Origin of the sequence: Streptomyces sp. NPDC015032 (assembly GCF_043080425.1) — a bacterium.
In the GTDB taxonomy this organism is placed as follows: domain Bacteria; phylum Actinomycetota; class Actinomycetes; order Streptomycetales; family Streptomycetaceae; genus Streptomyces.
This window is the reverse complement of the sequence record NZ_JBIBVN010000008.1, coordinates 32,861-46,855: the sequence shown is the minus strand read 5'-3', so window position 1 is coordinate 46,855 and position 13,995 is coordinate 32,861. Positions and strand designations below refer to the sequence as shown.

The 13,995-nt window shown below is 69.8% G+C and carries 10 protein-coding genes; 2 read left to right on the top strand and 8 right to left on the bottom strand.

The window, feature by feature from the left end:
- Positions 1–130: 130 nt before the first annotated feature.
- Positions 131–994, top strand: coding sequence for an alpha/beta fold hydrolase (locus ACF08M_RS14445; RefSeq protein WP_392185571.1), 864 nt, complete (start codon positions 131–133; stop codon positions 992–994).
- 54 nt (positions 995–1,048) lie between these two features.
- Here the strand turns inward: ACF08M_RS14445 and fxsT are convergent, their stop codons facing one another.
- The 5 genes from fxsT to ACF08M_RS14420 all read right to left on the bottom strand — a co-directional run bounded on the left by fxsT (position 1,049) and on the right by ACF08M_RS14420 (position 9,951).
- Positions 1,049–4,984, bottom strand: a complete 3,936-nt coding sequence (gene fxsT, locus ACF08M_RS14440; protein WP_392185570.1) for an FxSxx-COOH system tetratricopeptide repeat protein — start codon at positions 4,982–4,984, stop codon at positions 1,049–1,051.
- Positions 4,968–6,299, bottom strand: coding sequence for an FxsC protein (gene fsxC / locus ACF08M_RS14435; protein WP_392185569.1), 1,332 nt, complete (start codon positions 6,297–6,299; stop codon positions 4,968–4,970). Before fsxC ends, fxsT begins: the two co-directional genes overlap by 17 nt.
- A 234-nt stretch (positions 6,300–6,533) precedes the next feature.
- The gene (gene fxsBH, locus ACF08M_RS14430; protein WP_392185568.1) at positions 6,534–8,768 is read right to left on the bottom strand and encodes a radical SAM/SPASM protein FxsBH, inactivated beta-hydroxylase extension form; all 2,235 of its coding nucleotides are present in this window, start codon (positions 8,766–8,768) and stop codon (positions 6,534–6,536) included.
- Positions 8,769–8,798: 30 nt separating this feature from the next.
- The gene (locus tag ACF08M_RS14425) at positions 8,799–8,966 is read right to left on the bottom strand and encodes an FXSXX-COOH protein (protein WP_392185567.1); all 168 of its coding nucleotides are present in this window, start codon (positions 8,964–8,966) and stop codon (positions 8,799–8,801) included.
- 271 nt (positions 8,967–9,237) lie between these two features.
- A complete protein-coding gene (locus ACF08M_RS14420; protein WP_392185566.1) occupies positions 9,238–9,951 on the bottom strand; it encodes a hypothetical protein in 714 nt (237 codons plus the stop codon).
- 238 nt (positions 9,952–10,189) lie between these two features.
- Between ACF08M_RS14420 and ACF08M_RS14415 the strand changes: the two genes are divergently transcribed.
- Complete coding sequence (locus ACF08M_RS14415; protein ID WP_392185565.1) at positions 10,190–11,116, top strand: DUF4231 domain-containing protein; 927 nt, start codon at positions 10,190–10,192, stop codon at positions 11,114–11,116.
- A 63-nt stretch (positions 11,117–11,179) separates the two neighbouring features.
- Here the strand turns inward: ACF08M_RS14415 and ACF08M_RS14410 are convergent, their stop codons facing one another.
- The 3 genes from ACF08M_RS14410 to ACF08M_RS14400 all read right to left on the bottom strand — a co-directional run bounded on the left by ACF08M_RS14410 (position 11,180) and on the right by ACF08M_RS14400 (position 13,995).
- Positions 11,180–11,656, bottom strand: a complete 477-nt coding sequence (locus ACF08M_RS14410; RefSeq protein ID WP_392185564.1) for a hypothetical protein — start codon at positions 11,654–11,656, stop codon at positions 11,180–11,182.
- A gap of 373 nt (positions 11,657–12,029) precedes the next feature.
- On the bottom strand, positions 12,030–12,929 hold the full coding sequence (locus ACF08M_RS14405; protein WP_392185563.1) for a S1 family peptidase: 900 nt from the start codon (positions 12,927–12,929) through the stop codon (positions 12,030–12,032).
- 250 nt (positions 12,930–13,179) lie between these two features.
- Entirely contained in the window at positions 13,180–13,995 is an 816-nt protein-coding gene (locus ACF08M_RS14400) for a DUF1684 domain-containing protein (RefSeq protein WP_392185562.1), read from the bottom strand.

Below are 13,995 nucleotides of genomic sequence, written 5' to 3'. Positions count from 1 at the left end.
GCCAAGACCTCCACCTTTACTCAACACGCCATCCCCGTACGGGCTCTGATGGTCCATCATCGAGTTTGGCGGGGAAAGCCGGGCACGCGGTGCCCGCACCATACGGAGGAGGCGCGGAGTGCGTAGTCGGATGCGCGCAACGGACGGTCGGCATCTGGTGGTCGAACGTCTGGGGGATCCCCGCGGCAGACCGGTGTTTCTGCTGCACGGAATGCCCGGCAGCAGGCTCGGTCCGGCTCCGCGCGGCATGGTGCTGTACCAGCGCAAGACCCAGCTGATCGCCTACGACCGGCCGGGATACGGCGAGTCCGACCGGCTGCCGGGCCGCTGTGTCGCCGATGCCGTCCAGGACGTACGGGCCATCGCGGACCACCTCGGGCTGGAGCGGTTCGCCGTGGTGGGCCGTTCCGGTGGCGCCCCGCATGCCCTGGCCTGTGCCGCGCTGATGCCCGAGCGGGTCACCCGTACCGCCGCACTGGTCGGGCTGGCCCCCTGGGGTGCCGACGGCCTCGACTGGTTCGACGGGATGGCCGCCTCGAATGTGCTGGCGTACTCCACCGCGGCGGCCGATCCGGACGGGCTCGCGGAGTCGTTCATCTCGCGGTCCGCGGTGATCAGAAAGAACCCGGTCCGGCTCATCGACGATCTGCGCCGCGAGCTGACCGACTCCGACCGGATGGTGGTCAACGATGCCGGGGTCCGCACCATGCTGCTGCGCAACTACCGTGAGGGGTTGCGCACTTCGGCGTGGGGGTGGATCGACGACGCGATCGCGTTCAGCTCTCCGTGGGGGTTCGACCCCGCGGACATCACCGGCCCGGTGATGCTGTGGCACGGCGAGAAGGACGTGTTCTCGCCGGTGGGCCACTCCCGCTGGCTGGCCGAGCGCATCCCGAACTCCACCGTGGTGGTGGAACCGGCGGCCGCGCATTTCGACGCGCTGCACGCCCTGCCCAGGGTCCTCAACTGGCTGCTGGAACCGGCTACTTGCTGAGGAACGGGCCCGGGAGACGGGGAGCGTCCGGTGACGGCCGGACGCTCCCTCGGCTCATACCGCCATCGGTTCGAGTTCGCGCTCGAACCGGCGCTCGTTCCGGGCGATCCGGGTCATCGGATGGTCGTCGCCCAGCTGCCGGGACAGCTCTTCGACCGTCTCCGCCCTCAGCCGCATCGCCTCGCCCTTGCGCCCCATCGCATCGAGCGTGACCGCCATGTTCGACATCATGGCCAGGGTCTCCGGGTGGTGCGCCCCGATGACCTGCCTGAGCTGACCGGCCACCTTCCGTTCGGTCTTCAGCACGATGTCGAGATCGCCCCGTTCGGCCGTCGCGTTGGCCAGGTTCATCACGCAGAACAGGGTGTTGGGGTGCTCCGGCCCGTACACCTCCCGCATCGACGCGACCACCCGGGTCAGCACCCGCTCCGACTCCTCCACCTCGCCGGCCCCCAGCTGGTAGACGCCGAGGTTGTTCAGGGCGGCCAGGGTGTACGGGTGTTTCTCCCCCGGCACCTTCATGTACTGGTCGACGACCTCCTGTGCGGTGTTCCTGGCCTCGGTCGCCTCGCCCGCCGCGTACAGGTCGGCCGCCAGATTGAGGTCACAGGCCAGCACCTCCGGGTTGATGACGGTGTACTTGGCCCGGTACCTGGCACGGGTGGCCACCGTGAGCCTGCGGGCGTCCTCCAGCCTGCCCGCCCGGCGCAGCGACACCGCCAGGCTCTTCGCCGCGCTCAGCGTGCCGGGGAAGGCCCGGCCGAGCGTGGCCTTGTAACTGTCGTACGTGCGGCCGAGAATGCCGACCGCGTCCTCGTACCGCCCGACGTCACGCAGGTCGCGGGCCAGGTTCATGGCCGAGGAGAGGGTGTACGGGTGCTCTGCGCCGAGCACCTCCAGGCGCCGGTCGTAGACGTCCTGGTCGATCTCCCTGGCCCTGGCGTACTGTCCGACGGACCGCAGGGTGAACGCCAGGTTGTTGGACGCCGCCAGGGTCCTCGGGTGCGAATCGTGGAAGATCTGGTTGAACCCCTCGGTCGCCTCCGTCGCCAGCTCGATCGCCCTGGTGTACTCGCCGAGCGTGCCGAGGTCGGTCGCCAGGCTGCTGGTGCTCATGTACGTGTGCGGGTGCTCCGGGCCCAGGACCTCCTGCTGCATCGCCAGGGTGATCTCGTCCAGATCCCGCGCCTCCACGTAACGGCCGCGCGAGCGATAGATGTTGGCCTGGTGGAAGCAGAGGTAGAGGTACTGGATGTCCCGCTCCCCCAGCGTCTCCTTCCAGATGGCGCGCAGCTCCTCGCAGAGCGCGGCAGCGGTCCTGAAGTCGCCTCGCTTCCAGAGATAGCGGACCCGGTCGATCAGCAGCCTGCGGGCCTCGGGCTCCTTGCAGTTGCGGGCGTCGGACGGGCCGAGGTGCGGCCAGATGGTGGCGAACTGCGGCCAGGTCGAGGGGTTGTCGATCGGCTCGTCCTCATCGGGCCGGGCGCCCGCCAGCACGCGGTGGACGACATGCCGGGCGTCCCGCTGCTCCTCCTCGCTGAGCTGCGCCCGGATGACGGCCTGGACGAGCCGGTGCACCTGGATGGAGTTGGAGATCTGGTCGACCTTGGCGAGGGCGAACCGGCCGATCTCCCGGATGACCCGGCCCAGCACCAGCTTCTCCTGGAGCGAGGCGTCGTACGGCTTCAATGCCTCGACCATCTCCTTGCTGTAGAGGAGATTCCCCGAGATCGGCTCGGGGGCGAAGAAGGCACAGAGCTGGAGCAGCCGCACCGCGGCGGGCGAGCGCTCCTTCAGCCGCTGGATGGAGATGTTCCAGGTCGCGGCGACCGGCTCGGGGTATCCGGCCGGCTGGTTGAGCGCCAGGACTTCCGGGGCCTGCTGCGCCAGCTGTTCCAGGTAAGTGTCGATCGGGGTGGCGGTCTCCGCGATCCAGGCCGCCGCCTGTTCGACGGCGAGCGGCAGGTCGCCGACCGCCGTGGCCACCTGTGCGGCGTCCTCCGCGCTCAGCCCCGGCGCCCGGCGCTGCAGGTGCTCGACGGACTCCTCGCGCAGGAAGACGTCGACGGGCAGCGCGTCACCGTGCTGGGACCAGGCCTGGTTCCGGGAGGTGACCAGGATGTGGCCGGAGCCGCCCTGCGGGAAGTAGCGCCTGAGCCGTTCGGGGTCGTCGGCGTTGTCGAAGACCAGCAGCCAGCGGTCCGAGGGCACACCGCGTCGCAGCAGGTCCACGGCCTCCTGGGAGGCGGCCGCCATGTCGTCGCCGCCCTGGGCGCCGAGCCGGACGGCGAGTTCGGCGAGCGAGGCCACCACGTCGTCGGTCTGCTCGGACGATATCCACCAGACCAGGTCGTAGTCCGCCATGAAGCGGTGCACGTACTCCAGGGCGACCTGGGTCTTGCCGACGCCGCCGAGTCCGTACAGGGTCTGCGGCTGCGGCAGCACGACGGCCATGCCGCCGCCGAGCTGGTCGCGCATCCGCTCCAGGACCATGGAACGGCCGGTGAAGCCGGGGTTGCGCGGCGGCGCGTTCCAGATCCTGGGGACGGTGCCGGGGAAGCGCGGTCCGGGCGACACCCCGTCGGTGAGCTGTACGGGCCGGTCCAGGGCGCGCAGCAGGGCGGCGGTGGCATGCACCTCGTCGAGCCGGAAGAGGTCGACGGGGTTGCGGTCGATGTAGGGCGCGGACAACCGGACGTCACCGACCCTGAGCGGCAGGAGATGGCGTCGGCCGCCGCCGGGGTCCTCCGCGACGGCCCGGTCCCAGATGTTCACCGCGCGCTGCGACTTGAGGTAGGCGCTGGACAGCAGCACCACGGTACGGGCCGCGTTCTCGGCGGCGAGGGCCGTCGGTTCCGGGGCCTCCCGCTCGGCGGACACGTCGCGCGGTACGACCCGGAACCCGGCCCGGGAGAGCACGGATTCGATCCAGTCGGCCCACATCCGGTTCTCCGCCACATAGCTGAGGAAGAGATCGGCGGGCAGCGCGGGCCTGCGCCGGGTGAACGCGTCCCGGATGCGCAGCCGTACCTCTTCACCGACCGGCGGCATCGAGGTGATCTGCTGGCCGGTGATGACGGAGGTCAGTCGTTCGAAGGCGGAGAGCAGCGAGTTGGTGAGGCCGGCCTCGTCGCCGAAGGTGGCGAGGGTCTCCTCGTACGCGTAGTAGGGACGGTACGGAATCTCCACCGCGCCCCAGTAGGCGGTGAGTTCGTCCCCGGACAGATCGCGCGGCAGCCGGTCGAACTTCAGCCGGGCCAGTGCCCGTCCGGCATCGGCCTTCTCCTTCTCGCCCTCGTCGATGCGCATCGGGACGGGGAAGATGGAGATGGGGCGGCCGGTGTAGCGCTCGGAGATCTGCCGGGCGACGGCGGCCGCGCCGTCGATGGACTGGTCGCTGAGGGTGAAGCAGTCGACGAGGACGTCGGGCAGGTGGACGGTGCAGATGTCGGCGATGTCGCTGAGACCGGTCCGGCTGTCGATCAGGACGTAGTCGTAATTGGCCTTCATGTCGTCGCGCAGGGCGTCGAAGAAGTGACCGCCGCCGAGCCGGTCGTAGAAATTGTCCCAGTCGAAGGTGGAGACCGTCGCGGAGTACTCGCGGTTCTGCCGGCCCGCGGAGACGAAGTCGAGGGTGCCGCCCTGCGGGAACTCCCAGCCGAGCGCCTCGGGCGTGAGGGACACGGCGTGCGGCTGGATGCGGGCGTAGTCGCGGTGCCAGTCGTCGGCGCGCTGGGCGGGGCTGGTCGCGGCCCAGGCGTAATCGGTGATCAGATCGATGACACCGGTGGTGGCACCGAGGGTCGAGGGGTCGAGGAACGGGTGGAAGAACCGGTGGAGTCCCGGTGCCTCCAGGTCCCAGTCGACGGCCAGGACCCGCTTTCCGTTGGCGGCGAGTATCCAGGCGGTGTTGGCCAGGGCCATGGTGCGCCCGGTGCCGCCCTTGTACGAGTAGAAGGTGACGATGCGCCCGTCACGACCGGCCGTCATCCGTGTCCTCCGCATCCGTCGCAGGGTCGTGTGTCTCGGGGATGTAGTTCGTCTGCGCCATCGGCCCCATCAACCGTGTCCGTTCGGTGTGTCCGCCGCCGGTGGCGGGCGGGTAGACCGCCGCGTGTCTCAGATACTGCTGCGCCGCCACTTCGACCACCTGCGGCAGGATCTGCCCGAAGGCCTCCATGCTGGGCACGCCCTTGGCGGCGCCCCGGCAGTAGGCCCGTCCCTGGCGCATCTTGGTCGGCATGGTCTCTTCGAGTTTCTCGGTCAACTCCGCCTCGGCCGCCCGGCTTTCGTGGTCCTCCCGGTTCCACGGCACGACCATCGTCACCCAGGGGCGGTTCTCGGCATCGAAGGCGGCGAGCCGGCGGCGCCGGTCCTCGTCCTGCAGGGCCCAGCGGTCGACGAGCAGGATCTCCGGCCTGTTGGGCGGCTGCTTGCCCTCCGGGTGCCCGGACTCCTCGTCGAAGGAGGAGACGGTGGCCTGGTAGTTGAGGGAGCGCACCAGGTCCTCGGCGACATAGGCCAGGGGACGGGCGGCGGCCGGGTGGTAGGGGTTCCAGTCCTGCGGGTTGTCGCCGTAGTACTCGGTGTTGCGCCCCTCGGGCAGGTCGTGCCGCGTGGGGGCGGCGATGGTCACCTGTATGGGGCGGGGGCCGCCGACTCCGCTGTTCGGCGGGCCGAAGGCGCTGGGGGCCAGCCGGTAGTCGACGGGGCGCCCGGTGCCGAGCCTGATGGTGTCGGCGACATTGACGATGCGCTTGGCGAGTTCGTACACCGCACGCTCGTATTCCTCGGCGAAGAGCCTGAGTTTGATCAGTCCGTAGAGCCCGTCACTGACGTAACGGTCCCCGAAATCACGGTGGTTGAACTGTAATCGCTCGGCCGGTCCCGGAAGCTGGCTCGGCGGTACGGGCACCCAGAGCGCGGGGACGATCGCCTCGGCGCGCTGATTGGAGCGGGCCCGGTGATGGATGGCGCGCTGGGCGAAGGCGTACCACTCCTTGCCGCACATCTCACTGGCGAAATAGCGCGGCGAGAACAGCGGGACGAACACCCGGCAGGTGGCGAGCACCTCACCGAGCCGTTCCGACCAGCCCTCGCCGGAGCGTATCTCGCGGTCCATGAAGCCCGCGGGCGCGCCTGCGGGCAGATCCGTCATGGCCATCACATGACCACAGAGATCCTGGAAGAGCCGCTCGACCCACATATCGGGGTCCGTTCCACCGCCGTACCCCGGTGTATGCGCATAACTCAAGAAGAAGTACGGCCGATGGTCCGCCGCTCGCTGCTGCGTTGTTGCGTGCACACGACCCCCGTCCTGTGTGAGCACCCGCACCCGAGGAGTGAAGTGAATGCGAGCGAATTCATCATTCCGGAGCGGACGTTGCTCCACCCCCATGACGTTCGGTCATTCAACGCCAGTTTTCAGTCATACGTTCCCGGATTCCGTCAATCATTCCTTGATCGAATTCGGTCTTCTCCCGTTCCTCCCAGTTGTCCTGTGCGTACGGACGGCCCCGGCTGAACCGGAATGTGAAGCTCAGATTTCTTTTCGCATCTGATCCAGCAGTTGTTTCCCACTGGTGGTCAGCTCGGCGGCGCCTTCCAGGGTGTCGAGCGCCTGCGGTACACCCTCCAGGAAGCGCGGGTCGAAAGCCCCCAACGCCATACGCTCATAGGTTTCGGCCAGCAGCCGGGAAAACGGAACTGATTCTTCCTGCCAGGGCATCCGATGCTCCCAGGAGCCGTCCGCCGCGTAAAGATCCGTGACATCCCGAAGCGCCCGCAGTTCGGCCCGCCGGAAGCCCCGCAGCAGCGCGAGAGCCAACTCCTCGGCGCTGCCGTCCGGGGAGATTCCCAGCGCGCCGTATCCGTGCTGTCCGACGGCGGGCTCCGCCGGGGCCAGGCCGGTCAGCGGCGTGAGGGTGGTGAGGCGGCCGGCCATCTCCCCGGTGCGTCCGGGCGCCTTCGTCCCGATCAGCGTCCAGGCCTCGCCGATCCTGGTCTCCAGGCCGGCGGCGGCCCGGTCGTCGAGGGCGTCCGTGGCGCGCACGGCGAAGCACTTGCGGAACGGGTCGAGGTCGTCGAGCACGAAGCCGGGCGTCGGACCGGCCGTCGCGAGGCGGCGCAACGGCCGCCAGCCGGGACCGGTCTCCTGCGGCCGCACGATCCGCCGCTCGGCCCCGTCGCCCCCTTCCCGCCGGACGAGGAAGCCGCCCCCGGTGGCCCGCACCAGCGCCGTGCCGTGCACCCCCGCGCCGGCGATCCGCAGCTCGCCGAGGCCGGGCAGGAAGATCCGGCCGCCCACGAAGGTCACCCGTACCGGCAGATCGAGGCCGGCCCGCACGACGGCGGACGCGAGGTACGCCGGCATCCGGCGCGCCACCTGCACGGCCCCGGGCCGGTCGTGGACCGACTCCATCGCGTCGAGCAGCCAGGTGCGGGTGTACGGGTGCGCCAGCACCTCGTCCAGACCGCGGGCCCCCTCCTCGGACGCCTCGATGGCGGTGGCCAGCTCCCAGGCGGCGGCCCACCGCTCGCCGCCGCGCCGGCCGATGTCGGCGTTCAGCCGGGCGAGCAGGGTGCGGGTGAGGTCCCGCTGGGCGGCGAGCAGTTCGTCGGGCTCGGCCACGGCGGGCGCGACGAGGGCCGCCGCCGTACGCGCCTCGATGCCGCGCACCAGGGCGGCCAGGTCGGCGCAGTACACGGACGGGTTGTCGAACGCGTCGGACGGCCCCGTGGAGCGGTACCGGTGGGTGTACAGGCCGCCTCCGCACGAGCGCACGACCGGGCACCGGCGGCAGGTCTCGCTGACGCCGGCCAGCCCCAGCTGACGGGCCCGCACGCCCGGGTGGGCGGCGACCTCGTCGAAGGCGTGGGTGAAGACATCGAATCCGGTGGCCGCCGCGCCTTCGTAGGCGCTCTTGAGCGAGTCGACCTGTTCCAGCTGGCCGTCGGTCTCGACGACGACGAGGTCGGTGGGGGCGAGCCCCAGGGATTCGGTGAGGCTGGGGCCGCCGCTCAGCGTGGACAGCACCGAGGAGAAGATCCTGACCGGCACCGGGCGCCCGCGCTCCTGCCAGTGGTCGAAGACCGTGAGCAGCCAGTCGGCGTAGGCGGTGGGTGATCCGTCCGGGCGGGGCGGCGGATCGTCCCAGGTGGCGTGCGGGAGCAGGAAGTCGACGAGCGGGGGGTCGAGCTCGGCGAGTGCGTCGAGGACCGCGCGCGGGTCGTTCTCGATGTCGACGGTGCACAGGAGCCCGAGGTACAGATGGCGGTAGCGCTCCTGCCGGAGCAGCTCGACGGCCTTGAGGACCAGGGGGTGGCTGCTGCGACCGTCGGCGTAGCGACGGTGCCGGTCGTTGGCGGCCCGGTCGCCGTCGAGGGAGATGCCGACCCTGACGCCGAATTCGTCGAAGAGGTCGAGGTAGCGCGGGCTGAGCTGGGTTCCGTTGGTGTGGATGCGGAGGTCGAGCTCCGCGATGCCGTCGAAGGCCGAGGTGAGCTCTTCGCAGACGCGCCGCAGCCGGGCGGGGCCTGCCAGCAGAGGCTCCCCTCCGTGCAGGATCACTGACACGGAGGGCAACGCATGCGTTCTGGCATGCTCGGCCAGGCGCTGAGCTGTCCGGAAGATGACGTCGTCAGAGATTGCCCTGGGGCGGGTACGCCAACTCTGATCTGCATGTTCGTAGACGTAGCAATGATCACAGGCGAGATCGCACCTGCTGTGCACTTTGAGCACAATTTCGCGGAATGGGACCAGGGGTCCTGTCATTCCCTCAGTCTAGCCAGCATGCAACGCGATTCAGAGCGCAGAAGAGAAGGTCGACGCCTGGGTGTGGCGATCGGTCGAGGCCGAAAACACCCGGCCAAGCTTCCTGGTGGCTTCTGCGGTGCGAGTGTCGATCTGGGAGAGCGGCACAGGGGCCTTCTTCGCAACAGCGAAGGCGCGAGGGGAATCAGAGATCTTCACGGCCGTCCTTGAGGGGAGTTTTCCGGTTCATGAGAAATGCAGCCAGTTTCTGTACGACCACAGTGCCCGGCGTCACGACTTTACTCCCCTGAACCGGCTTGGCAACTGCGGTGATCTACTCGTCACACGAGTGCCGCACAGAGCCGCCCCGCCCATTCGGACGGAAGGTTCGTCGCGCCCGCAGGCGCGGGAAAACACAGGTGGGGCAGGTGATCGCGGACGAGGCCGGCCCCGTCCGCGCCGCCCCGCACGGCCCGCGCCGCGGACGGCGTCATTCGGCCGGGGCGACCCGGTCGGTCCCCACACCCTTCATGCAGTCCATGGTCCGCTCATGGGTGTCACCGACGACATCCGTGACCCTGACCCGCACATGGAGCGACTGGACCTGTTGGACGAAGGACTCGGAGAACACGCCCAACAGCACCGTTTCGTGCCCGCCCACGGCTCCCGCCAGGGGGAATCCCGCGCCGAACTCGATGAGCCGGAAGTCCTCCCCGACGACGAATCCGGCCTCGGTCAGTTCGGCCACCGTGCCGGAAACGCTGCTCCACGGCGCGTCGGCGGCATCCTCCGCCCCCTTCATGACCACCCTGGTGTCCCACGACTCGATCACGGCCAGGTGCTGACCGCCGTTGAGTATCCCGACGCGCCACGCAGGCGCCTCCGCTGCCAGCAGTCCCGTCGTCCAGGCGGCCCGCCAGCCCAGGTACGGCCTGACCGTGCGGGCGTACTGCGCCCGGGCCAGTACGGCCCCCAGCGAGACCGCCAGCAGACTGCCCAGCACCTGCGCATCGATCAACTGCAGACGCCACGGCCACTCGGTCCGCGCCCCGGCCGTCGTGTTCACCCGGATCGCCTCCCAGACCAGGAGTGCGGTCAGCAGGCCGAGGAGCACGAGCGGCGTGGTGAACAGCAGAGGACTGCGACGGATCCGTCGCTGGGCACCGGACAGCGGATCCACGTCCTCACCGTATGCCTCGCTCATCCCCGTTCCCCCCGTCGGTCGGTCGCGAGAAGGTTACGAACAGCAACCAGCCCCGCAACGCGGTCAGTTGGGCCACACTGCCACAGTGTTCCGGATCGCACGAGGGGGTCTTCCCGGGGACCGAAAACCGCCGTTGGCACCCCGGGTCCATTGCCGTTCCCGACGGCACACCTCTACGCTCATGCACCCTTTCCACACACCGAACGAGCACGCCCACCACCGCAGACGGGGAGTGAACATGACGGCGATTCCCGGACCGCTCCAGAGCATGGTGTTCAGGAACGCCGATCTGCCGGAGCTCTTCCACCACACCGACACGATCGCCATCGCACGCCAGCGGGAGGCGGTGAACACCACCCGCGTCCAGCTGATCCTGCTGGTAGTGGGCACGGTTCCGGCCTCGGTGCCGTGGCACGTGGAGGTGGCCGGCTCGTTTCAACTGGCCGATGCCGTCGGCGTGCTGGCCTATACGGGCGTCCTGATCACGACGTATCTCACCGCCCGGCGCAAAGCAAAGTCGCAATGGCAACTCAACCGTTCCGCGGCGGAGTTCATCAAGTCGATGTGCTGGCGCTACTCGGTGCACGGCTCGCCCTTCGACACCAGCGCCCAGCACCCCGAGGCCCTGTTCGCGAACCGTCTCGAAGAGGGCCTTCAGGAGCTCCGGAAGGTGGGGTGGACCGACCCCCGCGATCAGGCGGCGGATTCGGGCGGGCTGATCACGGACTCCATGCGCGAGTTGCGGAACAAGGCGTTCACCGTGCGCAAGGAGACATATGTACGGGACCGGCTGATCGAGCAGCGCAGTTGGTACCGCAGGCGTCAGGAGGTGTCCCGGCGGGCCACCCTGGTCTGGTCGACCACCATTGCCGTACTCACGGCGCTGGCCCTGGTGTTCGCGCTGCTGAGGACGTTCTCCCTCACCCAGTCCTTTGCCCTGACGGGGGTGCTGTCGGCCGCCGCGGCGGCCTGTCTGGCATGGAGCGAGATGCGTCGCCACCATCCGCTGATCTCGGCCCACTCACTGGTGGAACAGGACCTGGAGTCGATGCAGGTGGCGATGGAGACCACACTGACGGAGCGTCAGTGGCCCCGGGCGGTTTTCGAGACCGAACGCATCGTCTCTCCTCAGCACACCGACTGGCTTGCCAGACACCAGATGTGACACTTCATCACCACCATGCCGCCGGTCCGTACGGCCGTATGCGAGGACGGCCGCGCGAACCGGTCAGCGTTGCACGCCCTCGCGCCAGATCACGGTGACCGGGCGGCCCAGGCTGCGGGCGTACGTCACGATGTCGCCCGTGCCGCCGAGGCCGCGGGCCGGCTGCCCGTCCCACACCGCGAGCAGCCGGTCGCAGTGGTCGGCGATGTACGTGCCCGCCGCGTAGTACGCCTCGTCGGTGGAGTGCGGGTAGCCCAGCCGGACCTCCCGGACCGCCCGGTCCTTGAGGGCCCGGTAGCGGGCGAGTTCGGCCGCGTCCGCGAAACATGATTCGTAGTCGCCGCTGGGGATGACCGCGGTCAGCTCCGCACCGCGGGCCAGGGCCAGGTCGGCAAAGAGCTGGTCCGCCCCCACGGCCAGGCTGGAGAGGGCCTCCAGGGAACCTTCGAGGCCGCAGAGCGCCGCCTGCAACCCGGCCAGCACATGGGCGTGGGCCTCCTGCGGAATGCTGCGATGGCCGGTCACTCCGATGCGTATCACGGACCTGGAACCCCCTGAGGTGTCTGCCGGGGGTCCCCGGAGGGCACCCTCCGGGAGGCACAGCATCCGCCCCCCGTTTGCTCCTGCATGACCGACCTGCCCCACATCCTCTCAAAAGTCGTGGGGTGAACGGGAGTCCCCCACCCGGGATTCGGACGCTGTCGGCGCATCCGGGGCCTGCCCGGTGGCGGCCCCGTGCGCCCCCGTCGCGGTTGTGCGGGCCGTCGTCGTGGACCGGCCCGCCTCTCGTCCTTCGCAGCACTCCGCCCCGCCGGATGGGACCGGCGGGGCGGATTCGCCCACGGCGTCCAGGATTCGGAGGGACTTTTGCAGCGGACGGCTGCCTGTTCGGCGGCCGGCCGGGGCCGGGGCGTCAGTAAACGCTGACCCCGTACGCGCTGAGCGCCTCGGTGACCGGCTGGAAGAACGTCGTACCGCCGGAGGAGCAGTTGCCGCTGCCGCCCGAGGTGAGACCGATCGCCTTGGAGCCGGAGTAGAGCGGACCGCCGGAGTCACCGGGCTCCGCGCATACGTTCGTTTTGATCATGCCGTAGACGATGTCTCCGCCGCCGTAGTTGACCGTCGCGTTGAGGGCGCTGACGGTTCCGCCGTGGGTGCCGGTGGTGGAACCGCGGCGGGTGACGGACATGCCGACCGTGGCATCGGCCGCGCCGGTGATGTCGACGCTGCCGACCGTGCCCTCGTGCGAGACCGCCGCGTTGTCGTACCGCACCAGGCCGTAGTCGTTGGTCGGGAAGCTGGAGCCAACCGTCGGGCCGATGCTGGTCGCGTTGGAGGAGTTGGTGTACCAGGGCGGGTTGCCCTCGGTGCAGTGACCGGCGGTCAGGAAGTAGTAGGTGCTGCCGCTGCGGACATTGAAGCCGAGGGAGCAGCGCCAGCCGGGGGCGTAGACCGCGTCGCCGCCGGAGAGCAGCTTGCTGAACTTGCCGGCGGTGCGCTCGATCCGCAGGGCGCCCGCGTTGGCTCCGGCGGCCTGCTTGATCCGCTTGATCTCGGCCTGCGAGACCGTGCTGTCGGCGGCGACCACGAGGGTGCCGGCCGCCGGGTCGATGTTCCAGGCGGTCCCCGCCACATCGGCGCCGAGCACGGCCTCGTTCGCGGCGGAGAGCTGCTTGGCGCTGAAGGTGGTGACGGTGTCGGCCTGGGCACTGGGGACGGCGAGTGCGGCGACGGCGACGAGGCCCGCTGCGATGGCGACGGCCCTGCTGCGTCTCGCGGTGCCGCTGAGGGGGGTGGTGCGCTTGATCCTCACTTTTCATTCCTCCCGAGGGGAAGTCGGGGGTCCGCCTGCGAGGTGGCCGACCCGTGAGGCGCAGTCGTTCGCACGGCGGCGTGCGCGTTGCGGAATGCCGTGTCCCTGACAAGCGCTGCTCGGGAGTATTCAAGGCGTCAACTTCTGGCGCAAGAGGGCCTTTTGGCCCGAACGCCTTGCGCCGCATGCAACGGCCCCGGCGGCACGTGGGCTGCCGGGGCTGTTGCCCCGAGGGGGATGTGATGGGGCGTCAGTCGTCGACGCGGTTCCGCTCCCCCGCCTCGACGGCGAGGGAGAGGGTGTTGCCGGGCGGCGGGAAGGGGCAGATGAAGTGGTCCGCGAAGGCGCAGGGCGGCAGCAGCGCACGATTGAGGTCGACCGTCACGCCGCCGTCCTCGGACGGGGCTGCGGGCCGCAGGAACCGGAAGCGGTAGCTACTGTTCCCACTGGTGGCATCTGCGAAGACCGCCCAGAGCGAGCCGTCGGGCTCGACCGCGACCTGCAGGGTGTGCTCCGCACCGTCGGCCTCGAACGCGATCTCACCGCCGAGTCCGAGGCCCCGCTCGACCCCGTCGGCGTTCTCGACCCGGACCGTACGGGCGGTGTCGTACGGGCGGAAGGTGCCCGGCAGCACCCAGCGGGCGTCGTACGGGGTGGCCTCGATGGCCCGGAAGGCGCGCCGCGCGGCGGAGCGCGGGTCGAAGTCCCGTACCGCCCAGAGCCCTTCGCGACTGAGCACGACCAGTCGCCGCTCGCCGTGCGCGACACGGGACCCGTCGATCGGGCCTCGGTCGGCGGTGAGACGGACCCGGCCGGCGAAGGGCTTGCCGTCGACGGTCAGGCCGTCGGCGGCGTCGGCGGCGAGTACCAGTTCCTCGCCGTCCTCCTGCCACCGCCCCGGCATCCCCGGGATGTGACCCTCCGGGTGGTCGGAGAGCCAGTGGGTGCCGGTGAGGGAGAGCGGTCCGTACGGTGCTGCGACCGTGGCGGTGCGCTCCTCGTGCCAGTGTTTCCAGTCCTGCGCCGCCTGCTCGGAACCGTGCGGCTGCTGTGCGTCCGTGCTCAT

What these genes read in the sequence shown, in the direction of transcription:
- ACF08M_RS14445 (WP_392185571.1), top strand. Translation starts at nt 131, where the DNA reads ATGCGCGCAACGGACGGTCGGCATCTGGTGGTCGAACGTCTGGGGGAT.
- fxsT (WP_392185570.1), bottom strand. Translation starts at nt 4,984, where the DNA reads ATGACGGCCGGTCGTGACGGGCGCATCGTCACCTTCTACTCGTACAAG.
- fxsBH (WP_392185568.1), bottom strand. Translation starts at nt 8,768, where the DNA reads ATGACAGGACCCCTGGTCCCATTCCGCGAAATTGTGCTCAAAGTGCAC.
- ACF08M_RS14420 (WP_392185566.1), bottom strand. Translation starts at nt 9,951, where the DNA reads ATGAGCGAGGCATACGGTGAGGACGTGGATCCGCTGTCCGGTGCCCAG.
- ACF08M_RS14415 (WP_392185565.1), top strand. Translation starts at nt 10,190, where the DNA reads ATGACGGCGATTCCCGGACCGCTCCAGAGCATGGTGTTCAGGAACGCC.
- ACF08M_RS14400 (WP_392185562.1), bottom strand. Translation starts at nt 13,995, where the DNA reads ATGAGCACGGACGCACAGCAGCCGCACGGTTCCGAGCAGGCGGCGCAG.